Annotated in this window: 22 protein-coding genes; 16 read left to right on the forward strand and 6 right to left on the reverse strand. The window is 71.6% G+C overall.

Annotated features, from left to right (window positions below; translation table 11 throughout):
- Positions 1 to 58 precede the first annotated feature (58 nt).
- The 5 genes from IF22_RS0119445 (at position 59) to IF22_RS0119465 (ending at position 5,493) form a co-directional block, all read left to right on the forward strand.
- A complete protein-coding gene (locus IF22_RS0119445) occupies positions 59 to 595 on the forward strand; it encodes a PadR family transcriptional regulator (RefSeq protein WP_030333995.1) in 537 nt (178 codons plus the stop codon).
- Positions 592 to 1,293, forward strand: coding sequence for an ABC transporter ATP-binding protein (locus IF22_RS0119450; RefSeq protein ID WP_030333997.1), 702 nt, complete (start codon positions 592 to 594; stop codon positions 1,291 to 1,293). Before IF22_RS0119445 ends, IF22_RS0119450 begins: the two co-directional genes overlap by 4 nt.
- Positions 1,290 to 2,822 (forward strand): ABC transporter permease, encoded by a 1,533-nt coding sequence (locus IF22_RS0119455; RefSeq protein ID WP_030333999.1) that lies wholly within the window; start codon positions 1,290 to 1,292, stop codon positions 2,820 to 2,822. Before IF22_RS0119450 ends, IF22_RS0119455 begins: the two co-directional genes overlap by 4 nt.
- Positions 2,823 to 2,935: 113 nt before the next feature.
- Complete coding sequence (locus IF22_RS0119460) at positions 2,936 to 3,373, forward strand: hypothetical protein (RefSeq protein ID WP_030334001.1); 438 nt, start codon at positions 2,936 to 2,938, stop codon at positions 3,371 to 3,373.
- 2 nt (positions 3,374 to 3,375) lie between these two features.
- The gene (locus IF22_RS0119465) at positions 3,376 to 5,493 is read left to right on the forward strand and encodes a bifunctional polysaccharide deacetylase/glycosyltransferase family 2 protein (protein ID WP_030334003.1); all 2,118 of its coding nucleotides are present in this window, start codon (positions 3,376 to 3,378) and stop codon (positions 5,491 to 5,493) included.
- A gap of 14 nt (positions 5,494 to 5,507) precedes the next feature.
- Here the strand turns inward: IF22_RS0119465 and IF22_RS35445 are convergent, their stop codons facing one another.
- Complete coding sequence (locus tag IF22_RS35445) at positions 5,508 to 5,663, reverse strand: hypothetical protein (protein ID WP_167337316.1); 156 nt, start codon at positions 5,661 to 5,663, stop codon at positions 5,508 to 5,510.
- A gap of 16 nt (positions 5,664 to 5,679) precedes the next feature.
- Positions 5,680 to 7,776, reverse strand: coding sequence for a S9 family peptidase (locus IF22_RS0119475; RefSeq protein WP_030334005.1), 2,097 nt, complete (start codon positions 7,774 to 7,776; stop codon positions 5,680 to 5,682).
- 96 nt (positions 7,777 to 7,872) lie between these two features.
- Between IF22_RS0119475 and IF22_RS0119480 the strand changes: the two genes are divergently transcribed.
- A complete protein-coding gene (locus tag IF22_RS0119480; RefSeq protein WP_030334007.1) occupies positions 7,873 to 9,231 on the forward strand; it encodes an FAD-binding oxidoreductase in 1,359 nt (452 codons plus the stop codon).
- 53 nt (positions 9,232 to 9,284) lie between these two features.
- On the opposite strand, the gene IF22_RS0119485 is transcribed toward IF22_RS0119480, so the two are convergent.
- A complete protein-coding gene (locus IF22_RS0119485) occupies positions 9,285 to 11,357 on the reverse strand; it encodes a SpoIIE family protein phosphatase (RefSeq protein ID WP_030334009.1) in 2,073 nt (690 codons plus the stop codon).
- Positions 11,358 to 11,651: 294 nt separating this feature from the next.
- Between IF22_RS0119485 and IF22_RS0119490 the strand changes: the two genes are divergently transcribed.
- Positions 11,652 to 16,019 (forward strand): HAMP domain-containing protein, encoded by a 4,368-nt coding sequence (locus IF22_RS0119490; protein WP_030334010.1) that lies wholly within the window; start codon positions 11,652 to 11,654, stop codon positions 16,017 to 16,019.
- Entirely contained in the window at positions 16,016 to 16,570 is a 555-nt protein-coding gene (locus tag IF22_RS0119495; RefSeq protein WP_030334012.1) for a response regulator, read from the forward strand. The genes IF22_RS0119490 and IF22_RS0119495 overlap by 4 nt, the downstream gene beginning before the upstream one ends.
- 13 nt (positions 16,571 to 16,583) lie before the next feature.
- On the opposite strand, the gene IF22_RS0119500 is transcribed toward IF22_RS0119495, so the two are convergent.
- Positions 16,584 to 16,919: an STAS domain-containing protein gene (locus IF22_RS0119500; RefSeq protein ID WP_007454492.1), complete on the reverse strand. Its 336-nt coding sequence runs from the start codon at positions 16,917 to 16,919 to the stop codon at positions 16,584 to 16,586.
- Positions 16,920 to 17,097: 178 nt separating this feature from the next.
- Here IF22_RS0119500 and hemL point away from each other — a divergent pair, with 178 nt between their 5' ends.
- Genes hemL through ccsB form a run of 6 tightly spaced genes read left to right on the forward strand, consistent with a single transcriptional unit; the run spans position 17,098 to position 23,075 of the window.
- On the forward strand, positions 17,098 to 18,435 hold the full coding sequence (gene hemL / locus IF22_RS0119505) for a glutamate-1-semialdehyde 2,1-aminomutase (protein ID WP_030334014.1): 1,338 nt from the start codon (positions 17,098 to 17,100) through the stop codon (positions 18,433 to 18,435).
- 6 nt (positions 18,436 to 18,441) lie between these two features.
- Entirely contained in the window at positions 18,442 to 19,089 is a 648-nt protein-coding gene (locus IF22_RS0119510) for a histidine phosphatase family protein (RefSeq protein ID WP_030334015.1), read from the forward strand.
- A complete protein-coding gene (locus IF22_RS0119515; RefSeq protein ID WP_030334016.1) occupies positions 19,089 to 19,658 on the forward strand; it encodes a TlpA family protein disulfide reductase in 570 nt (189 codons plus the stop codon). The genes IF22_RS0119510 and IF22_RS0119515 overlap by 1 nt, the downstream gene beginning before the upstream one ends.
- Positions 19,658 to 20,476, forward strand: a complete 819-nt coding sequence (locus tag IF22_RS0119520) for a cytochrome c biogenesis CcdA family protein (RefSeq protein WP_030334017.1) — start codon at positions 19,658 to 19,660, stop codon at positions 20,474 to 20,476. The genes IF22_RS0119515 and IF22_RS0119520 overlap by 1 nt, the downstream gene beginning before the upstream one ends.
- Positions 20,476 to 22,104, forward strand: coding sequence for a cytochrome c biogenesis protein ResB (gene resB, locus IF22_RS0119525; RefSeq protein WP_030334018.1), 1,629 nt, complete (start codon positions 20,476 to 20,478; stop codon positions 22,102 to 22,104). The genes IF22_RS0119520 and resB overlap by 1 nt, the downstream gene beginning before the upstream one ends.
- On the forward strand, positions 22,104 to 23,075 hold the full coding sequence (gene ccsB, locus IF22_RS0119530) for a c-type cytochrome biogenesis protein CcsB (RefSeq protein ID WP_030334019.1): 972 nt from the start codon (positions 22,104 to 22,106) through the stop codon (positions 23,073 to 23,075). The genes resB and ccsB overlap by 1 nt, the downstream gene beginning before the upstream one ends.
- 196 nt (positions 23,076 to 23,271) lie before the next feature.
- On the opposite strand, the gene IF22_RS0119535 is transcribed toward ccsB, so the two are convergent.
- On the reverse strand, positions 23,272 to 23,472 hold the full coding sequence (locus IF22_RS0119535) for a hypothetical protein (RefSeq protein WP_030334021.1): 201 nt from the start codon (positions 23,470 to 23,472) through the stop codon (positions 23,272 to 23,274).
- 245 nt (positions 23,473 to 23,717) lie between these two features.
- Here IF22_RS0119535 and IF22_RS0119540 point away from each other — a divergent pair, with 245 nt between their 5' ends.
- Both IF22_RS0119540 and IF22_RS0119545 read left to right on the forward strand, forming a co-directional pair.
- A complete protein-coding gene (locus IF22_RS0119540) occupies positions 23,718 to 24,524 on the forward strand; it encodes a helix-turn-helix domain-containing protein (RefSeq protein WP_030334023.1) in 807 nt (268 codons plus the stop codon).
- Positions 24,521 to 24,703, forward strand: coding sequence for a DUF397 domain-containing protein (locus tag IF22_RS0119545; RefSeq protein ID WP_030334025.1), 183 nt, complete (start codon positions 24,521 to 24,523; stop codon positions 24,701 to 24,703). The genes IF22_RS0119540 and IF22_RS0119545 overlap by 4 nt, the downstream gene beginning before the upstream one ends.
- Before the next feature lie 126 nt (positions 24,704 to 24,829).
- Here the strand turns inward: IF22_RS0119545 and IF22_RS0119550 are convergent, their stop codons facing one another.
- Positions 24,830 to 26,191 (reverse strand): COG1361 family protein, encoded by a 1,362-nt coding sequence (locus tag IF22_RS0119550; protein WP_156057689.1) that lies wholly within the window; start codon positions 26,189 to 26,191, stop codon positions 24,830 to 24,832.
- Between the last annotated feature and the right edge of the window lie 190 nt (positions 26,192 to 26,381).

A 26,381-nucleotide genomic window follows, 5' to 3' on the forward strand; every position in this document is an offset into this window, starting at 1 on the left:
GGGGGCAGGAGGGGTGGGGTTGTTGACTTGGGTATTCGCTGGGTGAATAGTGGGCGGGGTGTCGACGCCGCATGTTCTGCTCGGGTTGCTCGCTGGGGGCAGTCGGCACGGGTATGAGCTGAAGCGTGCGCACGACGAGCGGCTGCCGCGCGCTCGGCCGCTGGCCTTCGGGCAGGTCTACGCCACTCTCGGCCGGCTGGAACGCGACGGGCTGGTGGCCGCCGCCGGGCAGGACCGCGTGGCCGGGCCGGACCGCACCGCGTACGCGTTGACCGACCAGGGGCGGGACACGCTGGACCAGTGGCTGTCCACAGTGGAACCGCCGATGCCGTACGTGGCCAGCACGCTCTTCGCCAAGGTCGTGGTGGCGCTGCTGGTCGCCGACGTCGACCGGGCCCGCTCCTACCTGGTCGCCCAGCGGGCCGCGCACACCGCACGCCTGCGGGAACTGACAGTGGTCAAGACCGACCCGACCGCCACCCTCAGCGATGTGATCGCGGCCGATTTCGCGATCGCCCACCTCGACGCGGATCTGGGGTGGTTGCACGCCACCCTGGGCCGGGTCGCCGACTGGCACCGGGAGGTGCATCCGTGACGCAACTCCAGGCTCGCGGCGTGGTTCGGGCGTACGGTCCGACGCCCGCGCTGCGCGGCGTGACGCTCGACGTGGCCGAGGGCGAGATCGTCGCCGTGACCGGGCCGAGTGGCTGCGGCAAGTCGACCCTGCTGCACTGCCTGGCGGGGATCCTCCGGCCGGACGCCGGTGAGGTCAGCTGGCGCGGGCACCGCATCGACACCTGGTCGGAGGCGGCCCGGTCCCGGCTGCGGCGTACCGAGTTCGGGGTGCTGTTCCAGTTCGGCCAGCTGGTGGCCGAACTGACCGCGGCGGAGAACGTCTCCCTGCCGCTGCTTCTCGCCGGCACGGGGCGGCGAGAGGCGCGGGTGGCGGCACTCACCTGGCTGGAACGGTTCGGGGTGGCCGAGTTGGCCGACGTCCGGCCGGGTGAGATGTCCGGCGGTCAGCAGCAGCGGTGCGCCACGGCGCGGGCGTTGGTGACCGAACCGCGGGTGCTCTTCGCCGACGAGCCGACCGGAGCGCTGGACACGCTCACCGGTGAACAGGTCCTCACCCAACTGGTCCGGCTCGCCCGTGAGCAGCACACCTCCGTCCTGCTCGTCACCCACGAGCCGCGGATCGCCGCGTACGCCGATCGGGAGATCGTGCTGCGCGACGGCCTGGTGGACCACACCGGCCTGGGGCTCGACGTGCCGCTGACCGGCGGCGCGCGGTGAGACCGGCGACGCTGGTCCGGCTCGCCCTCGCCGGCACCCGCACCGACACCGCCCGGGTGGTGCTCACGGCGCTCAGCGCCCTGCTGGCGACACTGGCCGGGCTCGCGGCGCTCACCGTGTTGGCCATCCCCACGCCCACCGCGACGGAGGAGAACCCGAACAGGTGGTCGGAGCAGTACCACAACGCGCTGCTGGTGGAGCCCGGGTTGCGTGGCGGTACGGCGTTCGCGCTGCTGATGCTGATGCTCCCGGTGCTGGCGCTGGCCGGTCAGTGCGCCCGGCTCGGCGCGCCGGCACGGGACCGCCGGTTGGCCGGGCTCCGGTTGGCCGGCGCCACTCCCGGGCAGGTCACCCGGTTGGTGGTGCTGGAGACCGGCGTGGCCGCTCTGTTCGGCACGCTCACCGGGCTGGGTGTCTACCTGGTGGGTCGCGATCTGCTGCACCGCCCGGACGCGCGAGGTCAACTGGCCCTGCCCACCGACGTGCTGCCGTCACCCGGCGCGCTGGCCGGGGTGGTGCTCGGTCTGCCGGTCGTCGCGGCGTTGGCCACTGCGGTGATGCTGCGTACGGTCACCACCAGCCCGCTCGGGGTGAGCCGGAAGGCCCCCCGCGAGCGCGGCCCGCGACCGTGGGCCGGCGTTCTGATCGTGCTTGGTGTGCTCTCGTTCGCGGCGATCCAGCCGGTGGGGGAACGGTTCGACGACAACGAGGAGTTGGTGACCTGGCTGATGCCGCTGATGTTCGCGGCGAGTGGGATCGCGGCGATGGTCGGCGTGGTGATCGGCACCGGTTGGATCTCGTACAACTGCGGGTTGTTGCTGCGCCGGCACGCCCGCCGTCCCGCGGCCCTGCTCGCGGCCGGTCGGCTGATGGCCGACCCGTGGGCGGGCAGCCGCACGTTCGCCGCGCTGCTCGCCGCCGTGATCTTCGGCGGGGGTGCGGCCGCCCAGCGCGCCTACTTCGCCACCAAGGACCAGCTCGAGCGGGAGCAGAGTCGACTCGCCGGGATTGACGGTGGCGACAACCCCTTCTATCTGTCCACCATGGATCTCGTCGACGGCGCGGTGGCCGTGGCCATTCTGATCGCGACGGGTGGGCTGATCGTCGCGCTGGTCGAGGGGATCGTCGCCCGCCGACGTGCCTACGCCGCGCTGGTGGCCACCGGGGTGCCCCGCGCCGTGCTGAGCCGTTCGGTGGCCTGGCAGGCGCTGACCCCGGCGGTGCCGGCGATCCTGCTCGCGCTCACCGTGGGCACGCTGCTCGGTCGAGGGCTCATCGCGAAGGTGTCGACGGGCGGCTCATCGGCGGAGATCTGCGAGGCCACGGCCGCGCTGTGCGACGACCCGGCCACCCGCGAGCAGTACACCCGGATCGTGTACACCCCCGGGATCGAGCGAGCCGTTCCCGTACCCCTGGAGCACCTGGCCTGGCTCGGTGCCGGCACGCTGGCCGCGGTGCTGGTGACGGTCGGTGTCGGTCTGCTCTTCCTGCGCACCAGCACGGCGTTGGACGAGCTGCGTACGGCCTGAGTCGATGTAACACAGCAGGTGGCGGCGTCGCTGTGTGCACCGGAGGCCCGGACGATCGGGTTTCCGGTGTCGGACCCGACGGTCCCGGCACGGTGACCATGGGAGTTCGCCAGATGCACAACCAACCGGGCACCGCCCCGCCGGTGTTCGTCGACGGCACCGGGCGTCGTCGGCGGCTGACCGTCATCGTTGGCACCACCATGGGTCTTGGCCTGCTCACCAGCCTGGCCCTGATCGTCGCGGGGCTCTTCCTGGACACCTCGGTGCCGCTGCCCGGCTGGTCGGACGACTCCCGGGGGACGCGCCCGGTGGAGGCCGGCGTCGACGAGATCAACCAGCCCCGGGTGGCCACCTCGCCGTCGCCGTCGCCGTTGACCCGGACGTCGGCGCCGCTGCCGCGCGTCACCCGGACCGCCGGCGACCGAAGCCCCACCCCTGCCGGTGCGACCGCCGACGTCACCGGTGCGCCGTCGGCCACCGACCGACCGGGTCGCGGCGACGAGCACCGCAACACCGCCAAGCCGAGCAGGTCGCCCGGTAAGCCGCAGTGACGATGGCGAAACACGTGGCCCGGCGTGACCCCCGGGCACACTGGCTGCTTCTCCTGCTCGGGCTGCTCCTGCTGCTCGCGGCGCTCACCGTCAACGGTCTGGTGAGTGGCCTCGCCGGTGGTTCGGGAAACGCCACCGCGCGGCCCGCGCCGGACGTCCCGGCCGCCGTCGGCTCGGGTGGCCCGGTGCTGCGGCTGGACCGCGCCGAACCGGTCAGTCGGGCGCTGCCGGACCGCACCATCGCGCTGACCTTCGACGACGGGCCGGACCCGCGGTGGACGCCGCAGGTTCTCGACGTGCTGCGCCGGCACGGCGCGCACGCCACCTTCTTCGTGGTGGGTGCCCGGGTCAACGAGCACCCCGAACTGGTCCGGCGGATCCTCGCCGAGGGGCACGAGATCGGGTCGCACACGTTCACCCACGCCAACCTCGCCGACGTGTCGCCGTGGCGTCGCGACCTCGAACTGTCGCTGACCCGTAAGGCGGTCGCGTCGGCCGCCGGCCGGGAGGTGACCCTGTTCCGGCCGCCGTTCTCCTCGGTGCCGACGGCGCTGACCGGGTCCGAGTACGCCGCGTTGCGGGCCGCCGCCGGTGCCGGGCACGTCGCGGTGCTCACCGACCTGGACACCAAGGACTGGCAGCGCCCCGGAGCCGACCGGATCGTGCGGGCGGCCACCCCGAAGCAGGGCCGGGGAGCGGTGGTGCTGATGCACGACGGCGGCGGTGACCGGGCGCAGACCCTCGCCGCGCTGGACCGGCTGCTGCCCGCGCTGGGCGAGCAGGGCTACCGGTTCACCACCGTCTCCGCCGGCATCGACGCCTCGCCGTCGATGGTGCCGGCCGGCGTTGGTGCCCGGCTGAGCGGCACCGCGCTGCGCTGGACCCAGACCGGTGCCCGCTGGGCGGCCGACGTGATGAACGTGCTGCTCGCCACCGCCCTCGTACTGGGGATCGCACGTCTCGTGGTGCAGGTGGTCTGTGCCCAGCGGCACGTGCGCCGGGTCCGCCGTCCGCGGCGGGACCGACCGGAGGTGCGGGCACCCGTCTCGGTGATCGTGCCCGCGTACAACGAGGCGGCGAACATCGCCGCCACGGTCCGGTCGCTGATGGCCAGCGCGTACCCGGCGCTGGAGGTGATCGTCGTCGACGACGGGTCGGACGACGGGACCGCCGACATCGTCGAGCGGATGCGACTGCGCGGGGTACGGGTGATCCGGCAGGCCAACGCCGGCAAGCCGGCGGCGCTGAACACCGGCATCCGGGCCGCCCGGGCGAACCTGCTGGTGCTGGTGGACGGGGACACTGTCTTCCAGCCGGACACCGTGTACCGACTGGTGCAGGGCTTCGCCGACCCGTCGGTGGGCGCGATCAGCGGCAACACCAAGGTCGCCAACCGGCGTCGACTGCTCGGCCGGTGGCAGCACCTGGAGTACGTGATCGGCTTCAACCTCGACCGACGGATGTACGACGTGCTGGAGTGCATGCCGACCATCCCCGGTGCGATCGGTGCGTTCCGCCGCGAGGTGCTGCTGCGGGTGGGTGGGGTGCCGTCGGACACGCTGGCCGAGGACACCGACCTGACCATGAAGGTGCTGCGGGCCGGCTGGCGGGTCGTCTACGAGGAGTCGGCCATCGCCTGGACCGAGGCTCCGTCGTCGTTGCGCCAACTCTGGCGACAGCGCTACCGCTGGTGCTACGGCACGATGCAGGCGATGTGGAAGCACCGGCACGCGCTGCGCGAGTCGGGTGCCGGCGGCAAGTTGGGCCGACGCGGCCTGCCGTACCTCACGGTGTTCCAGATCGTGTTGCCGCTCACCGCTCCGGCGGTCGACGTGTTCGCCGTGTACGGCCTGCTCTTCCTGCCCTGGTCGACCCTCGCCCTGGCCTGGGCGGGGTTGCTGCTGCTCCAGGCGGCCACCGCCGGGTACGCGCTGCGACTGGACCGGGAGCGGTACGGGCCGCTGTGGGCGCTGCCGTTCCAGCAACTGGTCTACCGGCAGCTCATGTACCTGGTGGTGGTGCAGTCGGTGGTCACCGCACTGATCGGCAACCGGTTGCGCTGGCAGCGGATGGTGCGTACCGGCGAGGCGGCGGCGCTGGTTGGTGCCGGCCGCGGCTGAAGCCGCGTCGGCGGTCAGGCCGGGGTGTGGAAGAGCCCGGCCGACCAGGAGATCAGCAGGCCCACGGCGGCGGAGCAGCAGCAGACGAGCAGGGCGGCGGCGACCACGGCGAGGATCATCCACGCGGAGGTGCGCCGGGGCGTCGACCCCGGCTCGTCCTCGTCGGTCATCGCCGCCGCCCCGTCGTCAGGCGCGGCCGAGGCGGTCCAGGATCCAGGCGTTGATGAACGCCTCCTCACGCCAGGAGTCGTAGCGACCGCTCGGGCCGCCGTGCCCGGCACCCATCTCGGTCTTCAGCAGGTAGTCGCCGCCCGGGGCGACCGCCCGCAGCCGGGCGATCCACTTCGCCGGCTCGGAGTAGAGCACCCGGGTGTCGTTGAGGCTGGTCACCGCGAGGATCGCGGGATAGTCCACGGCGGTGACGTTCTCGTACGGCGTGTAGGACTTCATGTACGCGTACACCTCGGGGTCGTCGAGGGGATTGCCCCACTCCTCCCACTCGGTGACTGTCAGCGGCAGCGACGGGTCGAGGATCGAGGTGAGCGCGTCCACGAACGGCACCTGCGCCACGATCCCGGTGAACGCGTCCGGCGCGAGGTTGGCCACCGCACCCATCAGCAGGCCACCGGCCGAGGCGCCCCGGGCGACCAGTCGGTCGCTGGCCGTCCAGCCGGCCTTGACCAGGTGCCGGGCGCACGCCACGAAGTCGGTGAAGGTGTTCTTCTTGGCCAGCAGCTTGCCCTGGTCGTACCACCGTCGGCCCAGCTCACCGCCGCCTCTGATGTGCGCCACCGCGAAGACCACGCCCCGGTCCAACAGGGACAGCCGGGCCACCGAGAACCACGGGTCCATGCTGGCCTCGTACGAGCCGTAGCCGTACAGCTCGCAGGGCGCCGAGCCGTCCCGGGGGGTGCCGACCCGGCAGACCAGCGAGATCGGCACCCGGGTGCCGTCGTCGGCGAGCGCCCAGTCGCGGTGCTGCTCGTACTCGGCCGGGTCGTACGGTCGCCCGTCCGGCCCGGGCAGCACCGGCTTCTGCTTGAGCAGCACCATCTGCCGGGTGACCAGGTCGTAGTCGTACACCGAGTCGGGGGTGATGAGGGAGGAGTAGCGCAGCCGGACCCGACCGGTGCGGTACTCGGGGTTGGCGTCCAACCCGACGCTGTACAGCGGCTCGGGGAAGTCGATGTCGTACCCGTCGTCGCTGCCCACCGGCAGCACCCGCAGCCCGGTGAGCCCGTCGGTGCGCAGTGACACCACCAGGTGGTTGGCGAAGGCGTCCACGGCCTCCAGCCGGGTGCCGGGGGTGTGTTCGATCAGCGGCACCCAGTCGCCCGGTACGTCCGCCGAGGTGAACGCCAGTGCGAAGTCCTCCGCGTTGTCGTTGTGCAGGATCAGGAAGCGGTGCCCGTGGTGCTCCACCGTGTATTCGACGCCCTGCCGGCGGGGCGCGATCACGGCGGGCGCGCCGGTCGGGTTGCCGGCGGGGATCACCAGGACCTCGCTGGTGATCTTGCTGTGCACGTCGATGAGGATGAACTTCTCCGACCGGGTTAGCTCCACGCCCACCCAGAACCGCTCGTCGTCCTCCTGGTGGACCACCACGTCGTCGGCGGCGGGGGAGCCGATGGTGTGCCGCCAGACCCGGTTCGGTCGCCAGGCGTCGTCCACCGTCACGTAGAACAGCACCGAGGCGTCGGTCGACCAGGCGGTGCCGTAGAACGTGTCCGGCACCTCGTCGGGCAGCAGCTCACCGGTGGTCAGGTCCTTCACCCGCAGGGTGAACCGTTCGTCGCCGGAGAAGTCGGTGGAGTAGGCCAGCCAGCGACCGTCCGGGCTGACGTCGAACGCGCCGAGCGAGAAGAAGTCGTGCCCCTCGGCCAGCAGGTTTCCGTCGAGCAGCACCTCCTCGCCGTCGAGTGGGGCGCCGTCCACGCTGACCGGCGGGTCGGTCTCACCGTCGCGGACCGCCCGTCGGCACTGCACTCCGTACTGCTGCCCCTCGACCGTCCGGGTGTAGTACCAGTGACCGCCCTTGCGGGTCGGCACGGACAGGTCGGTCTCCTGGGTGCGTCGGCGAGTCTCCTCGAACAGGTCGGCGCGCAGGTCGGCCAGGTGTGCCGTCCGCGCGTCGGTGTACTCGTTCTCGGCGGTCAGGTAGGCGATCGTCTCCGGGTCGTCCTTGGCGGCGAGCCAGGCGTACTCGTCGACGACGGTGTCGCCGTGGTGGGTGCGCTCGCTGGGCACCCGCTTCGCCGCGGGCGGGGCAGTCTCGGTGGTCACGGCGGCCACGTTACCGGCCGGCAGCGGCAGTGCGCCGGACCAGCGGCATCCCGATACCCGCTACCACTGCATTCGAACACATGTACGATGGCCGGCATGGCGGCAGCAGCGAGTTCCCTCGGCCGGTCCGGAGCCCTTGAGATCACCCGGCGGTTGGCGGCGATCTGCGGCCCGCCCTTCTCCCGGCTGGCCGGGCCCGCCGACGAGGTGGCGGGGCGGCCGGCACGCTGGGTGGCCGTTCCCGGCGGCCCGCACGCCGCCGCCGAGGTGCTGCGGCTGGCCGCCAGACACGATCTGACGGTGGTGCCCCGAGGCGCGGGCACGAAGATCGACTGGGGTGCCACCCCCGTTCAGGTCGACATCCTGCTCGACACCGGCCGGCTCGCCGGCATCGGTCACGAGCCGGTCGAGTCGCTGGTCACCGACGTGGGGGCCGGCACTCCACTGCGGGCGGTGCAGGCCACCCTGGAGCGCACCGGGCAGCGGCTCGCGATGGACGCCCCGTCACCCGGCGCGACTCTGGGTGGCGTGCTCGCCGCCGGCGAGGCCGGTCCGCTCCGGCACCGCCACGGCAGTCCCTGCGACCAGCTGCTCGGTGTGCGCTACCTGGCCGCCGACGGCGAGCTGATCAGCATCGGTGGCGGCGCGCCCGGCCTCGACCTGGCCCACCTGCTCTGCGGCTCCCAGGGCGCGCTCGGTGTGCTGGTCTCGGCGAGCCTGCGGGTGCAGCCGCTGCCGGCCAGCAGGCTCTGGGTGTCCCGCCCGGTGTGGACGCCGTTGGAGGTGCACGACCTGGTCCGGACGATCCTCGCCGCCCGACTGGAGCCGTCGGCCATCGAACTGGATCTGCCCGGGGGCACCCCCCGCCCGCGTACGCCGTACCCGCCCGGTCACCCGGCGGCCACCGCCCGGGAGCGCCACCCGTCGATGTCCGGCCGGGCCGGTGCCCCGTCCCGGGCCGGCAGCCTGGTGGTGCTGCTGGAGGGCGGCCCCGCCGACGTCACCGAGCGGGCCGAGCGGCTGGTCGGCCTGTTGCACGGCGAGGCCACCATCGCCCACTCGGCGCCGACGTGGTGGCGCCGCTATCCGTTCGCGCCCGGTGACACGGCGCTGCGCCTGGAGGTGCCGATCGGCGATCTGCACGCCGCCGTGTACGCGCTCCGCGACGCGGCCGGCACGCCCGTCCCGGTGCGCGGGTCCGCCGGGCTGGGCATGGTGCACGCGGCACTGCCCGGGGCGCTGGCACCCGACCGGGTGGCGTCCATCCTGGCCGCCGTCCGCGGGGTGCTGCTGGCCCGGCAGGGTCGCTGCGTGGTGATCTCCGCTCCGGCAGCGGTCCGCCAGGCGGTCGACCTCTGGGGTGAGCTGGCCGGCCTGGCCCAGTTGCGCGCCGCGAAGCGTCACCTCGATCCGGAGCACCGACTCGCCCCCGGCCGGCTCCCCGGCGGCCTGTGAGGTCGGGGCAGGGCATCGGAGCTGCGACCCGAGACCCGGAGACGGCGCGACGGTCAGGTCGCGTCGTTGCGCAGCACCAGGACGGCGATGTCGTCCCGGGGCGGCTCCACCGAGAAGTTGATCGCCGCGGCGCGCAGCCGGGCGGCCACCACGTCGGCCGAGTAACCGGCCAGCGGCGCGGCGGCGTCCCGCAGCCGGTCGGTACCGAACAGCTCCCGGCCGCGCCGCCGCTCGGTGACCCCGTCGGTGTAGAAGATCAGTGAATCGCCCGGGGCGAGCGTGATCTCCGCCGTCGGCGAGGTGATCGTGTCGAGCAGGCCGAGCGCGGTGCCGCCGGTGCCGACGAACTCAGCGCCGCCCGTCCCGGCCAGCAGCACCGGCCGGTCGTGCCCGGCGAGGTGCAGCGACACCGCCAACTGGTCGCCCTGGCCCGGCCCGACCGCCGCCAGCGCCAACGTGCAGTAACGGCCGCCACCGCGTTCGACAAGCGTCTCGTTGAGCCGGGCCAGCGCCTCCGGCAACGGTTTGCCGTCGCCGACCAGCACCCTGATCACGTCGCGGACCAGCCCGGTCACCGCGGCGGCCTGGACACCCTTGCCCGAGACATCACCGATCACCACCAGCCAGCGCCCGTCCGGCAGCGGCACCACGTCGTAGAAGTCGCCCCCCACCTCGGCGTCGTCGCCGGTCGGGACGTACTCGGCGGCGAACCCGATCCCGTCCACCACCGGCAGCACCGGGGGCAGCAGCGACTGCTGCAACGTCTGCGCCACGCGACGGCGCTCGGCGTGGATCCGGGCGTTCTCGATGGCCAGCGCGGCCCGCCGGGCCACGTCCTCCAACACGGCCACCTCGTCCGGGTCGTGCCGGTGCCGCTGGTGCCGCCCCACCGCCAGGGTGCCGAGCCGCTGCCCGCGGGCGATCAGCGGGACCGCAAAACCCTCCATCGGCCCGCCCAGCGGGATCTGCGCCGCGCTGCGGGACGCCTCGCGCAGGCGGGCCTGGACCGAATCCGGCCCGGTCTCGGCCAGCACCTTGTGCAACTGCGGCAGCATCGACTCGTCGGCGTGGCTGGCCGCCGCCAACCGCAGCCGGCCCCACTCGTCGGTGGTGTGCACCGCGCACCACTGACCGAGTCGCGGCACCACCAACTGCGGCACCAGCGCCATGGTCAGGTCGACGTCCAACGACTGGGCCAACAGTTCACTCGCCTCGGCCAGGAACGTCAGCCATACCTGCCGGCGGATGTCGGCCCGGCGCAGCCGGTCGTTCTCCAGGTGCAGCGACAGCCGCTCGGCGGTGAGCACCGCCAACGGTTGGGCGTACGCCGACGGCGCCGCGTCCAGCTCCAACTCGCCGGCGTACGGGCGGTGCACCGTCAGCGGCACCCGGAGCAGCTCACTGCCGGGGCGGGGCGGCCGACCGAAGCGGGCCAGCACCTGACTGCCCTGCCCGTCGCCCCGGTCCAGTCGGATCGTGCCGCCGGCCGCGCCCACCATCTCGGCGACCCGGCTCAGCAGGCTGGTGGCGAAGTCGGGCAGCGGGTCGTCCCCGTACAGGTCGGGGGCGGTCTGCATGAGTTCGCTCATCGCGCTGGCGCTCGGCGCGGACGGGTCGGCGCCCGTCGGTGGGCCGGCGCTGGCCGGTGTCGACTCGCCGACGGTGCCCGCGGCGGGCGGGTCGACGCCGGGGCGGTCCAGCCGGAACCAGACGCCCTTCCCGGTGGGCAGGTACGTGGTGCCCCAGCGGCTGGCGAAGTGGTCGACGAGCAGCAGACCCCGGCCCCGCACGGAGACCTCGTTGATCTCGGTGGCGTCGTTGCGGTCGCCGACTGTCAGCTCGTCGCCCGAGCCGGGGGCGAAGTCGGAGACGGTGACGGTCAGCCCGACCTCGTCGGCGACGACCTCGATGTCCAGCTCGGTGCCGGCGTGTTCGACGGCGTTGGTGGTCAGCTCGGTGGTGAGCAGCAGTGCCTCGTTGGCCAGCTCGTCCAGGTGTGACTCGGTCAACACCGAGCGGACCACGGCGCGGGCGGCGGCCGGCGTACGGCGGTCGGCGGGCAGCCGGACACGCCGGACGGCCCCGTCCCGGGCCCCGGCCGTCGCGGGCCCCGCCTCGGCTGACACCCCCGTATCCTCCACCGTTCCCCTGCCGGGTGCCAAGCGGATCATCAATCGGGACTGTCGCGTCGGTCAGTCCCACCTGCGGCGGGGCACGCCGCTGACGCGTCGAAAGGGCCGGCGCGGGCGCCGGGCGAGGTTTGCGGCGCGCCGTGCCGGCTCGGCGCCGATCGGGCGGCTCGGCGGGGCGATCGATGTGATCTGGCGGGTCGCGCACCCTGGCACCACGGCGTGCGCGGGCACAATATGGGGTGCCGGCGTGTCCGCACGGACCGGCGCCCCCAAGTTGAGCGAGGAATGATGACCACGGCGAAGCAGTCGTTCGCGGATCCGTCCGCGCCCGACCACGAGGCGCTCCTCGGCGAGTTGACCGAGGCCCTGCGACGGATCGGTCGCGGCGACCTGAAGGTCCGGCTTCCCCGCCGCGCCGGCAAGGCGGGCGAGGTGGCGGACGCCTTCAACGAGGTGGTCTCGCTCCAGGAACGGCAGTACCTGGACCTGCGGCGGATCAGCCGGATCGTCGGCCGCGACGGCCGGCTCACCGAGCGGCTCGACGACGAGGGGCTGGACGGCTCCTGGGCGGAGGGGCAGCGGGCGATCAACTCGCTGATCGACGACCTGGGTCGACCCACCACCGAGATCGCCCGGGTGATCGTGGCGGTGGCCGACGGTGACCTGTCCCAGCACATGGCGTTGGAGATCGACGGTCGGCCGCTGCGCGGTGAGTACCTGCGCATCGGGCGCACCGTGAACACGATGGTGGACCAGTTGTCGTCGTTCGCCGACGAGGTGACCCGGGTGGCCCGTGAGGTGGGCACCGAGGGCAAGCTGGGCGGCCAGGCCGACGTGCGGGGCGTCGCCGGCACCTGGAAGGACCTCACCGACTCGGTGAACACCATGGCGTCGAACCTGACCGGCCAGGTGCGGTCGATCTCGCAGGTGGCGACGGCGGTGGCGAAGGGTGACCTGTCGCAGAAGATCACTGTCGGCGCGCGGGGTGAGGTCGCCGAGCTGGCCGCCACGATGAACTACCTCACCGACACCCTGCGGCTCTTCGCCGAGCAGGTGACCCGGGTGGCCCGTGAGGTGGGCACCGAGGGCAAGTTGGGTGGCCAGGCCGAGGTGCCGAACGTGGCGGGCACCTGGAAGGACCTCACCGACAGCGTCAACTCGATGGCGTCGAACCTGACCGCCCAGGTCCGTAACATCGCGCAGGTCTCCACCGCGGTGGCGCGCGGTGACCTGTCGCAGAAGATCACCGTGGCGGCGCAGGGCGAGATCCTGGAGCTGAAGGACACCGTCAACACGATGGTGGACCAGTTGTCGTCGTTCGCCGACGAGGTGACCCGGGTCGCGCGTGAGGTGGGCATCGAGGGCAAGCTGGGCGGCCAGGCCCAGGTACGCGGCGTCTCCGGCACCTGGCGTGACCTCACCGAGAACGTCAACCAGCTGGCCGGCAACCTGACCAGCCAGGTCCGCAACATCTCCCAGGTCTCCACGGCCGTGGCCAAGGGTGACCTGTCGCAGAAGATCACGGTGGACGCCCAGGGCGAGATCCTGGAGCTGAAGAACACCGTCAACACGATGGTCGACCAGTTGTCGTCGTTCGCCGACGAGGTGACCCGGGTCGCGCGTGAGGTGGGCACCGAGGGCAACCTGGGTGGTCAGGCGCAGGTGAAGGGCGTCTCCGGCACCTGGCGGGACCTGACTGACAACGTCAACTCGATGGCGTCGAACCTGACCAGCCAGGTCCGCAACATCGCGTCGGTGACGACCGCCGTGGCGAAGGGTGACCTGTCGCAGAAGATCACGGTGGACGCGCGGGGCGAGATCCTGGAGCTGAAGTCGACTGTCAACACGATGGTGGATCAGTTGTCGTCGTTCGCCGACGAGGTGACCCGGGTTGCCCGTGAGGTGGGCACCGAGGGCAAGCTGGGCGGCCAGGCGCAGGTACGCGGGGTCGCCGGCACCTGGCGGGATCTGACTGACAACGTCAACTCGATGGCGTCGAACCTGACCGCCCAGGTGCGCAACATCGCGCAGGTCTCCACGGCGGTGGCGAAGGGTGACCTGTCGCAGAAGATCACGGTGGACGCGCGGGGCGAGATCCTGGAGCTGAAGTCGACTGTCAACACGATGGTGGACCAGTTGTCGTCGTTCGCCGACGAGGTGACCCGGGTTGCCCGTGAGGTGGGCACCGAGGGCAAGCTCGGTGGTCAGGCGCAGGTGAAGGGCGTTTCCGGCACCTGGCGGGATCTGACTGACAACGTCAACTCGATGGCGTCGAACCTGACCAGCCAGGTCCGCAACATCGCGTCGGTGACCACCGCCGTGGCGAAGGGTGACCTGTCGCAGAAGATCACGGTGGACGCCCAGGGCGAGATCCTGGAGCTGAAGTCGACTGTCAACACCATGGTCGACCAGCTGTCGTCGTTCGCCGACGAGGTGACCCGGGTTGCCCGCGAGGTCGGTATCGAGGGCAAGCTCGGCGGGCAGGCGCAGGTGAAGGGGGTTTCCGGCACCTGGCGGGACCTCACCGAGAACGTCAACCAGCTCGCCTCGACGCTGACCACGCAGTTGCGCGCCATCGCCCAGGTGTCCACGTCGGTGACCCGCGGCGACCTGACCCAGCGGATCGCGGTCAAGGCGCAGGGCGAGGTCGCCGAGCTGAAGGACAACATCAACCAGATGATCGTCACCCTCCGGGAGACGACCAAGAAGAATGCCGAGCAGGGCTGGCTGGACTCCAACCTCGCCCGGATCGGCGGCCTGTTGCAGGGCCAGCGCGACCTCGGTGAGGTCTGCCGCATGATCATGACGGAGGTGACCCCGCTGGTCGACGCCCAGCTCGGTGCCTTCTTCCTGGCCGACGACGCCGACGGCAGCATGCGGCTGCGGCTGACCTCCTCGTACGGGTACGTGGCGCGCGGGCACGACGTCACCTTCGGGCCGGGTGAAGGGCTGGTCGGTCAGACGGCGCTCTCCCGTCGCACCATCCGGGTCAGCGCCTCCCCGAACAGCCGGCTCACCCTGCGCTCCGGGCTGGCCGAAACACCCCCGTCCGACCTGGTGGTGCTGCCCGTCCTGTTCGAGGGTGAGCTGCTCGGGGTGATCGAGTTCGCCAGCGTGTCGGCCTTCTCCGAGCTGCACCTGTCGTTCCTGGAGCGGCTGGTGCTCACCATCGGCATCGCCGTCAACACCATCCAGGCCAACCGGCGTACGGAGGAACTGCTGGCCCAGTCGCAGCGGCTGGCGCACGAGATGCAGGAGCAGTCGGCGGAGTTGCAGCGCACCAACGCCGAGCTGGAGGAGAAGGCCACGCTGCTGTCCGAGCAGAAGGGCAACATCGAGACGAAGAACCGGGAGATCGAGCTGGCCCGGCTGGGCCTGGAGGAGAAGGCGCAGCAGCTGACCCGGGCGTCGGCGTACAAGTCGGAGTTCCTGGCCAACATGAGCCACGAGCTGCGGACCCCGCTGAACTCGTTGCTGCTGCTGGCCCGTCTGCTGGCCGAGAACTCGGAGCAGAACCTCAGCCCGAAGCAGATCGAGTTCGCCCGGACCATCCACGGGTCCGGCTCCGACCTGCTCCGTCTGATCGACGACATCCTCGACCTGTCGAAGATCGAGGCGGGTCGGATGGACGTCGAGCCGACCGAGATCCGCTTCACCGAGCTGCGCGGCTACGTCGAGCAGGCGTTCGCGCCGCAGGCCGAGGAGAAGAACCTGGACTTCCAGGTACGGGTGAGCAAGGATCTGCCGCCGGCGTTGGTGACCGACCCGCAGCGGTTGCAGCAGATCCTGCGCAACCTGCTCTCCAACGCGGTGAAGTTCACCGACAACGGTGCGGTGACGCTGCGGATCGCCCCGGCCGCGGAGAACGCGGTCTTCGACGTCCCGGCGCTGACGAACGCCCAGCAGGTGATCGCGTTCACCGTGATCGACACCGGGATCGGCATCTCCGACGACAAGTTGTCGATCATCTTCGAGGCGTTCCAGCAGGCCGACGGCACGACAAGTCGCCGGTACGGCGGCACCGGCCTGGGTCTGTCGATCAGCCGCGATCTGGCCCGACTGATCGGCGGCACCATCACCGTCTCGTCCGCGCCCGGTCAGGGGTCGACGTTCACCCTGTTCGTGCCGCAGGTGCTGGCCCCGGACGCCGTGGTCGCGCCGCAGACCCCGTCCCCGCAGCGGGCCGGCCTGCCGTCGTCGCTGCTGATGCCGCCGCTGGAGCTGTTGCCGGATCGGCCGGAGGCACCGGCCACCCGGCAACTGGACGGCGCCACCGTGCTGATCGTTGACGACGACGTCCGCAACGTCTTCGCCCTGACCAGTGCGTTGGAGCTGCACGGGATGACCGTGCTGTACTCGGACAACGGGGCGGACGGTGTCCGCCTGCTGGCCGAGCACCCGGAGGTGGACATCGTGCTGATGGACGCCATGATGCCTGACCAGGACGGTTACGAGACCACCCGTCAGATTCGCCGCAACCACCGGTTCGCGGACCTTCCGGTGGTCTTCCTGACCGCGAAGGCGATGCCCGGCGACCGTGAGTCGGCGCTCGCTGCCGGGGGCAGCGACTACATCACCAAGCCGGTCGACCTGGACGACCTGATCGAGCTGATGTCGTCCTGGATCAACGGCAGCCGCACCGAGGAGACTTCGTGACCCAGATGGCCAAAGCGCTGCTCGTGGACGACCGGCGGCAGAATCTGACGGCCCTGGAGGCGATCCTCCAGGGGCTGCCGGTCCAGTCCGTGGCGGTGGAGAGCGGCGAGGCGGCGCTCAAGCAGCTGCTGGTGGACGACTTCGCGGTCATCCTGTTGGACGCGCAGATGCCGGACATGGACGGCTTCGAGACGGCGAGCCACATCAAGCGCCGCGAACGGACCCGACACGTGCCGATCATCTTCCTCACCGCCGCCGACCGGGACGCCCAGCTCGCTCTGCGGGGTTACCAGGTGGGTGCGGTGGACTATCTCACCAAGCCGTTCGACCCGTGGGTGCTGCGGGCCAAGGTGTCGGTCTTCGTCGAGCTGTGGGTGAAGACCCGGCAGCTGGCCACCCAGTCGGACCTGGTCCGGGAGCGCGACACGCAGTGGCGGCGGCTCACCGACGCCGTCGACGAGGCGACGGCCCTGCTCCGCTCGGACGACCCGGAGGTCCGCGACCGGGCGGTGCGGCTGCTCGAACAGGCCCGCTGGGGCAACACCGCCTGAGGCGGCGGGCGGCTCAGCCGGTGGGCTGGTCGTTGCGGATCATCAGGGCGCTGCGCAGGCCGGTGATGTCCAGTACGCGGATCAGGAAGTCACCCACGTGGGTCAGCATCAGCAGGCTCTGCGCGTGGCTGGCCTTGCGGCTGAGCACGACGAGGGTGCCCAGACCCTGCGAGTCGCAGAAGGTGACACCACCGAGATCGAGCACGATCCGCGGAGGTGGGTCGGCCAGCACCTCGTTGACGACGGTGGAGAGCTGCGCCGCCGTGAGCATGTCGATCTCACCGGCCAGGCGCAGCACTGCTTCGTCGCCCGTCCGGTGTAGCGTGATGGACAGTTCGGCACGATCCACCCGATCAGCCTAGCGCGATCCGACCGACCTGGCCTGTCGAGGCCGTGAGCATGGTCGTCGAGGCCACGAGGGTCCCCTTCTCGGCGCTGCCGAGGGGCGCGGGTCATGGGTGAGCCGGGTAACCCGACAACGGGGTGGCTGCTGGTGGGCCGTCTGGCGCTGTCACAATGACCGCATCGTGACCGACATCTTTCCCGCCGGACCAGGCCGCTACCCAGCCGACGCGCCGGCCTCCGAGGCCCTGTTCGACCGCGCCCGCGCCATCGTGCCGGGCGGGGTCAACTCCCCTGTGCGCGCCTTCCAGGCGGTTGGCGGCACCCCCCGCTTCATGGTCCGTGGTGAGGGCCCGTGGCTGTACGACGCCGACGGTCGCCGCTACGTCGACCTGGTCTGCTCGTGGGGTCCGCTGATCCTCGGGCACGCCCACCCGGAGGTGGTGGAAGCCGTCCAGGCCGCCGCGGCCCGGGGCACCAGCTTCGGCACGCCCACTCCCGGTGAGGTGGAGTTGGCGGCCGAGATCGTCGCCCGCACCCCGGTCGAGCAGGTCCGTCTGGTCAACTCCGGCACCGAGGCGACCATGTCGGCGATCCGGCTGGCGCGCGGCTTCACCGGCCGCTCGAAGATCGTCAAGTTCGCCGGCTGCTACCACGGTCACGTCGACGCCCTGCTCGCCGCCGCCGGCTCCGGCGTGGCCACGCTGGGCCTGCCCGACTCGCCCGGCGTGACCGGCGCGGCGGCCAGCGAGACGATCGTGCTGCCGTACAACGACATCCGGGCCGTCGAGGAGGCGTTCGCCGCCGAGGGCCAGCACATCGCCGCGGTGATCACCGAGGCCGCCGCCGGCAACATGGGCGTGGTGGCCCCCCGCGACGGCTTCAACCAGCAGCTCGCCCGGATCGCGCACGCCCACGGCGCCCTGCTCGTGGTGGACGAGGTGATGACGGGGTTCCGGGTCTCCCGCGCCGGGTGGCACGGCCTCGACGCGTCCGACGCCGACCTGTGGACGTACGGCAAGGTCATGGGTGGTGGCCTGCCGGCCGCGGCGTTCGGCGGGCGGGCGGACATCATGGCGCGGCTCGCGCCGGCCGGCCCGGTCTACCAGGCCGGCACCCTGTCCGGTAACCCGCTGGCCTGCGCCGCCGGTCTGGCCACCCTGCGGCTCGCCGACGACGCGCTGTACCAGCGCCTCGACGAGACGGCGACCGTCGTGGGCAAGCTGGCGTCCGACGCGTTGGCCGCCGCCGGGGTCCCGCACCGCCTGTCGTACGCGGGCAGCATGTTCTCGATCTTCTTCACCGACGCCGACGTGGTCGACTACGACAGCGCGCGCACCCAGCAGGTGCCGGCGTTCAAGGCGTTCTTCCACGCGATGCTCGCCGCCGGGGTCTACCTGCCGCCCAGCGCGTTCGAGTCGTGGTTCGTGTCGGCGGCGATCGACGACGCCGCTCTGGAGCACATCGCCGACGCGCTGCCGACGGCGGCGAACGCGGCGGCAGCGGCCGGTCACGGGGGGTAGTCAACGGTGAGTAAGACGGTGGTTCACGTGCTCCGGCACGGCGAGGTGCACAACCCCGACCAGATCCTCTACGGCCGGCTGCCCGGTTTCCGCCTCTCCGAGCTGGGCGTCCAGATGGCCAAGGCCGCCGCGCAGGGCCTGGCCGAGCGGGAGATCGTGCACGTGGTGGCCAGCCCGCTGGAACGCGCCCAGCAGACCGCCGAGCCGATCGCCGCCCAGTTCGGGCTGCCGGTCGGGGTGGACGAGCGGCTGATCGAGAGCGCCAACTGGTTCGAGGGCAAGAAGGTCTCCCCGGGTGACGGGTCGTTCCGCGACCCGCGTAACTGGTGGGTGTTGCGCGACCCGGTGACCCCGTCCTGGGGTGAGGCGTACCGGGTGATCGCCGAGCGGATGTTCGCCGCCGTGCACGCCGCCCGGGTCGCCGCCGAGGGCCGCGAGGCGGTGCTGGTGTCGCACCAGCTCCCGATCTGGACGCTGCGCCGTTACGTCGAGCGCAAGCGGCTCTGGCACGACCCGCGTAAGCGGCAGTGCGGGCTGGCGAGTCTCACCTCGTTCCACTTCGACGGCGCGAAGGTGGTGGGCATCGGCTACAGCGAGCCGGCCGCGCACCTGATCGCTCTCTCCGCGACCGCCCGGACGGCCAAGGGGGCCTGATGAACGCCCGGAGGTGGACCGCGGGTCTGCTCGCCAGCGTCGCCGCGGTGGCGCTGGTCGGCTGCACGTCGTCGAAGGCGCAGGAGAAGACCTGCACGACCACCACCGACGGGATCTTCGAGTGCGCACCGGACCAGCGCTCCGCGCCCCCGAAACTCGCCGGTGAGCTGCTTCTCGGTGGCAGCTATGACGTCAGCGACGCTCGCGGGCAGGTGGTGGTGGTCAACTTCTGGGGTTCCTGGTGCGCGCCGTGCCGCGCCGAGGCCGACGACCTGGAAGCCGTCTACCAGGCCACCAAGGGTTCCGGGGTGGACTTCCTCGGCGTCAACGTCCAGGACTCGCGGGACAAGGCCAAGGCGTTCGAGAAGGGGCGGGTCACCTACCCGAGCCTCTTCGACCCGTCCAGCCGGTTGGCGCTCGACCTGGACATCCCGCCGAACACCGTCCCGGCGACGGTGGTGCTCGACCGGGACGGCCGGATCGCCGCGGTGATCCGGGCCGCCGTCAAGCAGGAGGGCCTGCAACCGATCGTCGAACGGATCGCCGCCGAGAAGCCGGCGCCAAACTGATGGGCGAGACGTTCCGGCAACTCGCGCTGGACGGGCCGCTGCTGCTCGCCATGGCCGCGGCGGCGCTCGCCGGTCTGGTCAGCTTCCTGTCCCCGTGTGTGCTTCCGCTCGTCCCCGGCTACCTGTCGTACGTGACCGGCCTGGCCGGTGCCGACCTGGAGGGCCGCCGACCGGCGGCGGACCCGGCGCCGACCGGCGGGGGTGTCGCCGTCAAGGAACGGGTCGCGCGGGTGGGCGCGGTCAAGGGCCGGGTGCTCGCCGGGACGCTGCTGTTCATCGCCGGCTTCACCGTCGTCTTCGTCGCCACCGCGATCCTGTTCGCCGGCATCGGCCGGGTCTTCTTCGAGTACGAGCGGCAGCTGGAGATCGTCGTCGGCGCGCTGATCATCGTGCTCGGCCTGGGCTACCTCGGGATGATCCCGGCGCTGCAACGCGAGTTCCGGATCTCCCGGCTGCCGTCGGCCGGCCTGCTCGGCGCACCGGTCTTCGGTGCGGTCTTCGCGCTGAGCTGGGTGCCCTGCACCGGCCCCACCCTCGGCGCGGTGATGGGCATGGCCGCCACCAGCGGGCAGAGCGACCGCGCGGTGGTGCTCGCCGTGGCGTACTGCCTCGGGTTGGGGATACCGTTCATCGTCTTCGGGCTGGGCTTCGAACGTCTGCTCGGGGTCTTCCGCGCCGTCCGGCGCAACAGCCGCTGGGTCACCCGGGTCGGCGGCGCCCTGCTCATCCTGATCGGCCTGGCCCTGGTCACCGGCGGATGGCAGAGCTTCGTGATCTGGTTGCAGACCACCGTCGGGGTGGGCGAGGTGAGCATCTGATGACGGTCGTCGACGACCGACCGGAGACCGTGGCGCCCGCGCCGCGCCGCCGGCCGAACCGGCTGCTGGCCCTGCTGCGCAACTCGTGGCGGCAGCTGACCAGCATGCGTACGGCCCTGATCCTGCTCTTCCTGCTCGCGATCGCCGCCATCCCCGGCTCGGTGCTGCCGCAGCGCGGGATCAGCCCGGAGAAGGTCAACCAGTACTTCGTCGACCACCCCGACTGGGCTCCCCGGCTGAACCGGATCGGCGCGTTCGAGGTCTTCGGCTCGGTCTGGTTCTCCGCGATCTACCTGCTGCTGTTCACCTCCCTGATCGGCTGCATCACGCCCCGCCTGCGGGACCACATCCGCGCCCTGCGGTCCCGGCCGCCGGCCGCGCCGAAGCGGATGGCCCGGCTGCCGCAGCACACAGTGCTGCCCGCCCCGCCCGGTGGCACGGCGGCGATCGCCGAGGTGCTGCGCAAGCGCCGCTGGCGCGTCGAGGTGCGCGGCGACGAGGTCTCCGCCGAGAAGGGCTACCTCAAGGAGACCGGCAACCTGCTGTTCCACACCTCGCTGATCGCGGTGCTGATCGGCGTGGCGCTGGGCTCCTGGTACGGCTGGAGCGGCAACCGGCTGCTGGTGGCCGGCGCGGACAACGCGTTCTGCAACACCCGCCAGCAGTACGCCGAAGCGAAGCTCGGCCCCCGGGTGGACAGCGCCGACCTGCCCCGCTTCTGTCTGCGGCTGGACGACTTCCAGGCCCGCTTCCTGGACAGCGGTCAGCCGGAGTTCTTCAACGCCACGGTGACGGTTGACGGCCCGGACGAGCCGACCCGCAGCGCCGACTTCTCGGTGAACTCGCCGCTGCGGTTGAACGACGCGAACGTCTACCTGCTCGGCCACGGGTACGCCCCGGTGATCCGCTACACCGACCGGTTCGGCAACAGCCAGATCAGTGACGAGCCGTTCCTGACCACCGGTGACATGGGCCTGACCAGCGAAGGGTTGGCCGCCTTCCCGGACGCCAACGTCGACCCGGCGACCGGCCAGCGGGCACCGGACCAGCAGATGGCGTTCACCGGCATCTACCTGCCCACGGCACCCGAGCAGGCGCCGTTCGTCCGCTCGCAGTACCCGACCGAGCGCAACCCGGCGCTGAACCTGGTCGCCTACCGGGGCAACCTCGGCCTGGACGCCGGCATCCCCGGCTCGGTCTACGAACTCGATCAGCGGCAGGTGCGGACCGGGAAGGTCAAGGAGGTCGGCACCAAACTGCTCCGCAAGGGCGAGAAGTGGACGCTGGACGACGGCACGACAGTCGAGTTCCTGGGCACCGAGCGGTACGTCACCCTCTCCATCCGGCACGACCCCGGTTCGACGATGCTGCTGGTCAGCTGCGGTGTCCTGCTGGTCGGGCTGATGGGTTCGCTGTTCGGCAAGCGCCGCCGGGTGTTCTTCCGGGTGGTGCCGGCCGACCCCGGGGAAGGATCTCCGACGAGCGGTAGTAGCTTGGTGGAGGTCGGCGGGTTGCCGCGTACCGACTATCCGGGGTTCGCCGACGAGTTCACCCAGCTCATCGCTGCGGTCAAGGGTGATGCTGACCCAGCGGCCGAACGGGCCGGCGTGCGAGAAGGAGCCGAGTGATGTCCGCACTCTCCGACAATCTGGTGACCTTCGCGATCCTGGCCTACCTGGTCGCGATGATCGGCCATGCCGTCGAGTACGCGCTGGGCAACGCCCGTACCCGGGTCGCCACGGCGGCTCCGGTGCGCGAGTTGGTCGGTGCCGGCGGTGGTGTCCTCCCGACGCCGCCCGCGCCGGTCCCGTCGTCGCCCCCGGCCGACCGTTCCGCCCGGCAGGCCCGGCTCGCGGGCCTGGTCGGGGTGGGTGCCACCGCTGTCGCCGCCGCGCTGCACCTGGCCGCGCTGGTCACCCGGGGGCTCGCCGCCGACCGGATGCCCTGGGGCAACATGTACGAGTTCGTGCTCACTGTGACGTTCATCGGGGTCGCCGCCTGGCTGGTGGTGCTCTGGAAGCGGCCGTCGCTGCGCAAGCTCGGGCTCTTCCTCACCCTGGTGATGGTGCTGCTGGTCGCCACCGCCGAGCTGGTGCTGTACGTGCCGATCGTGCCGCTGGTGCCGGCGCTGAACTCGTACTGGTTCGTCATCCACGTCTCGACGATCGTCTTCGCGTCCGGCATCTTCCTGTTCGGTGTGGTGCCGGCGGTCGGTTTCCTGATGCGCAGCGGGTACGAGCAGGGCAAGCGGAGCTTCCCGTACACCCTGGCCAAGCGGCTGCCCGGCGCGGCCGGCCTGGAGCGGCTGACCTTCACGCTGCACGCCTTCGCGTTTCCGATCTTCACCTTCGCGGTGATCGCCGGGGCCATCTGGGCCGAGGCGGCCTGGGGCCGGCCGTGGGGTTGGGACCCGAAGGAGACCTGGGCGTTCATCTCCTGGGTGGTGTACGCCGGCTACCTGCACGCCCGCGCCACGCCCAGCGTGAAGCGCAACGTGGCCACCTGGATCGCGGTGCTCGGCTTCCTCACCGTGCTGATGAACCTCTTCGGCGTGAACATCTTCTTCACCGGCCTGCACTCCTACGGCGGGCTTGACTGACAGCCGCAACGCGGTGCGGGCCGGTCACGGAACATCCGTGACCGGCCCGCGTCGTTCCACCGGCCCCGCTCGCGGTCGCCGGACCCGGTTCCGGTCGCCGGTCCCGCCCACGGTCGCCGGTCCCGGTCCCGGTCGCCGGGGTCAGGTCGCGTTGCTCGGGTGGTCGGCCATCCGGGGCCTTGTCGGGACCGCGCGTCTACCGGGTGGGTAGCGAGGCCCGGATGGTCCGCTCGACCTGGATCGTCACCTGGTAGGACACCTCGGGTAGGTCGGCCAGCTCGATCCGCTCGCCGCGCAACGCCAGTTGGGCGTGCAGCTCCCGGGCGATGGCGTCGCGAAGCTCGACCTGGAGGGACGACAACCCGTCCGGGTCGCCGACGACGTACGCATCCGACATGGATCCACTCTGCTCCCGCGTCCCGCCGTTCGGCCAGGCACGGTGAGATGTCCCCGCCGGTCTTGACGGATGTCCAGCCCCCGGACTGCCGTCGAGCCCCGGACTGCCGTCGAGCCTTGGACTGTCGTCGAGCCAGGCGGTCGTCACCCCGATATGAGTGTCAGGGGATGACGCAGTGTTGAGGGATCGCTACCGTGCGCAGGTGGGTCCGGTTACCCAACGTTCGCGGCGGAAGGTGGGACGCAGTGACCTCAGTGGTGTCCACGGCGGCGCTGATCCGGGAGCAGCTTCGACGGTCCCGGCTTGCGGCTGGGCTGACTCAGGAGGAGTACGGCAAACGGGCGCACTACTCGCCGTCGATGGTGTCGGCGGTCGAGCTGGGGCAGGCGGCGCCCAACGAGGCGTACCTGACCCGGGCCGACGAGGTGCTCGACACCGGCGGCCTGCTGGTCTCGCTGCGCGAGCTGGGCCGGCGCGACGGCGAACCGGTCTGGTTCCGCCCCTGGCTGGAGGTCGAACGGGTCGCCAGCCAGCTGCGCTGCTTCGGCGCGACGATGATTCCCGGGCTGTTGCAGACCGCCGACTACGCCCGGGCGGTGTTCCGGCTCGACCTGGGCCTCACCGCCGATCGCATCGAGGAGTTGGTGGCGGCCCGGTTGGAGCGGCAGACGATCCTCGACCGGGAGCACCCGCCGCAGCTCACCGCCGTGATTGACGAGGCGGCGCTCCAGCGTTTCGCGGAGGGCTGCGCCGGGGTGCTGGCCGGGCAGCTCCGACACCTGGTGGCGTGCGCCCGCCGTCCGCACATCAGGGTGCATGTGCTGCCGCAGGGGGTGGGGCTGCACGCGGGTCTCTTCGGGCCGTTCATCCTCGGCCGCACCGCCGACGGCAGCTGGCTCGGCTTCCTCGACAACCAGACCGGTGGCACTGCCGTGGACGACATCAACGAGGTGGCGACCCTACTCGGAAGGTGGGAGAGTCTGCGCAGTGACGCGCTGCCCCGGCAGCAGTCGATCGACCTGCTCGAGGAGATCGTGAAGCCATGGATCTGACCGGAGCCCGTTGGCACAAGTCCACCCGGAGCGGCAACGACGCCGGCGCATGTGTCGAGGTCGCCGACAACCTGCCCGGCCGGGTGCACGTCCGCGATTCCAAGGACCGCGACGGCGGCCTGCTGACCTTCACCCCGGCCGCGTGGCGGGCCTTCGTCGAGCTGGCCCGCACCCACTGACCATCCGCCGGATCCTCGTGACCGCCGTACCCGCCGACCGTCCGCCGGGTCATCACTGACCTGGCTACGCGATGCGGGCCGGTCACGGATCATCCGTGACCGGCCCGCGTCGTTCTGGTGCGGTGCTCAGCTCACCGTCACGGGGGCGACGTCGTTGTTCGGGTTGTCGTCCACCCGGGGGTAGCGCTGGAACGGCTCAACCTTGCCGGGGGCCCCGGAGAGGGTGTCGATCCGCAGGTCGAACCCGACCTTGTGAGTCGTGCCGGCCGGGAAGACCGACCCCGGTCCGTTGCAGTACCAGGTTGCCGGGACGGTCTCGGGCTCTTCCTCGTCGCCGTTCAGCCAGCAGTCGGACGGGGCGGCGAGCACGGTGACCCCGGCGGGCGGGACGAAGAGGAAGGCTCCGACGCCCTCGCCGGAGAGGCTGCCGTCCGGCACGCCCGGACCCTTGTTGCGCAGGCCCACGGTGACCCGCACGGTGTCACCGACGGCTCCGGTGACGGCCGCGCCCTTCGCGACGATGTCGAAGGCGCCGTGCACGCCCCGCAGGTAGGTCTGGCCTTCGGCCCGCGTCGCCTCGGCCGGCAGCACGTCGAGCGGTGCGCCCACCGCGCGTAGCCGTAGCGCCTGGTCGGCGTCGCGGCTCCGGAGCTTCACTCCACTGGGGAGCGGGCCGGCGCTGGCCAGCGGTTGCACGGCCTGGGTGATCCGCTTGCTGCCGAGGGTCGCCGGGCCGACAGTGGTCGCGAACCCGTCCCGCAGCTCGTGCCGCTGGCCGGGCGCGAACGTGCCGCGCACGGTGCAGACGACCACGGTGGCGAGCACCTGGTCGGTGCCGTACCGGCAGTTGCGGTAGCTGGTCGGCACCAGGCCCACCGGGAAGCGCATGGTGAGCCGCAGGTCCACGGCCGGCTGGTCGCCGGCGTTGACCACGGCCACCGGGACGGGAAGGGTGTCGCCCACCTGCACGCCGGTCACGGTCTCGTCGACCAGGTCGAGCAGGTTGGGCCCGGATCGCACGGTGACGGTCGCCTGCTGGGTGTACGCCTCGGTCTGCTCGCCGAGCGGCGTGTAGTCGAGGGTGCCGCTCGCGCCGTCGAGGGCGCCGGGCGCGGGCCGGAACACCACCGGCACGGTGCCGGTGAGCGTGCCGAACTCGTCGACGGCGGTCGGCGGCATCGGGCAGGTCACCGAGGTGCCCTCGGTGACGCAGAAGTCGGGGAAGGCGGCGGTGGCCACGCCCGCCAGGCCGGTCAGGTCGATGGTCACCCGGGGCTGGCTGGCCCCGGTGCTGGTCAGGGTCAGCGGCATCGTGCGGCCGGGAGCGCCGGGGCCGCCGACGGTGACGTCATCAAGCCATCCGCTGACCCAGCCGGGGTCGTCCTCGGCCGCAGCCGGGCCAGCCGCCACACCGACTGCTGCGGTGCCGACGAGCAGCGCTGTCACGCCACGCAGAAGCCGACCACGGGCAACGCGCACAGATCTCATTGATCTCCTTGCTGAGGGGTGAGCCGATCGGAAGACGTCAGGTCTGCAACACCCCGGACCCGACCGGCATCCATGATCTTAGGGATCGCCTGTGACAGTTTCTGATCGGCCGAGCAGGGGCGTGATCTCCGTCGAAACGGGACACGGTCGGGTGCCCGCAGCACCGGTCAGCAACACCGCAACGGCCCCT

The organism is Micromonospora parva, from assembly GCF_000718515.1.
Lineage (GTDB): Bacteria > Actinomycetota > Actinomycetes > Mycobacteriales > Micromonosporaceae > Micromonospora > Micromonospora parva.

Excerpts from the sequence above, each read along its gene's own strand:
- IF22_RS0119460 (WP_030334001.1), top strand. The coding sequence starts at position 2,936 with ATGCACAACCAACCGGGCACCGCCCCGCCGGTGTTCGTCGACGGCACC.
- IF22_RS0119465 (WP_030334003.1), top strand. The coding sequence starts at position 3,376 with ATGGCGAAACACGTGGCCCGGCGTGACCCCCGGGCACACTGGCTGCTT.
- IF22_RS35445 (WP_167337316.1), bottom strand. The coding sequence starts at position 5,663 with ATGACCGACGAGGACGAGCCGGGGTCGACGCCCCGGCGCACCTCCGCG.
- IF22_RS0119480 (WP_030334007.1), top strand. The coding sequence starts at position 7,873 with ATGGCGGCAGCAGCGAGTTCCCTCGGCCGGTCCGGAGCCCTTGAGATC.
- IF22_RS0119490 (WP_030334010.1), top strand. The coding sequence starts at position 11,652 with ATGACCACGGCGAAGCAGTCGTTCGCGGATCCGTCCGCGCCCGACCAC.
- IF22_RS0119515 (WP_030334016.1), top strand. The coding sequence starts at position 19,089 with ATGAACGCCCGGAGGTGGACCGCGGGTCTGCTCGCCAGCGTCGCCGCG.
- IF22_RS0119520 (WP_030334017.1), top strand. The coding sequence starts at position 19,658 with ATGGGCGAGACGTTCCGGCAACTCGCGCTGGACGGGCCGCTGCTGCTC.
- resB (WP_030334018.1), top strand. The coding sequence starts at position 20,476 with ATGACGGTCGTCGACGACCGACCGGAGACCGTGGCGCCCGCGCCGCGC.
- ccsB (WP_030334019.1), top strand. The coding sequence starts at position 22,104 with ATGTCCGCACTCTCCGACAATCTGGTGACCTTCGCGATCCTGGCCTAC.
- IF22_RS0119535 (WP_030334021.1), bottom strand. The coding sequence starts at position 23,472 with ATGTCGGATGCGTACGTCGTCGGCGACCCGGACGGGTTGTCGTCCCTC.
- IF22_RS0119550 (WP_156057689.1), bottom strand. The coding sequence starts at position 26,191 with ATGAGATCTGTGCGCGTTGCCCGTGGTCGGCTTCTGCGTGGCGTGACA.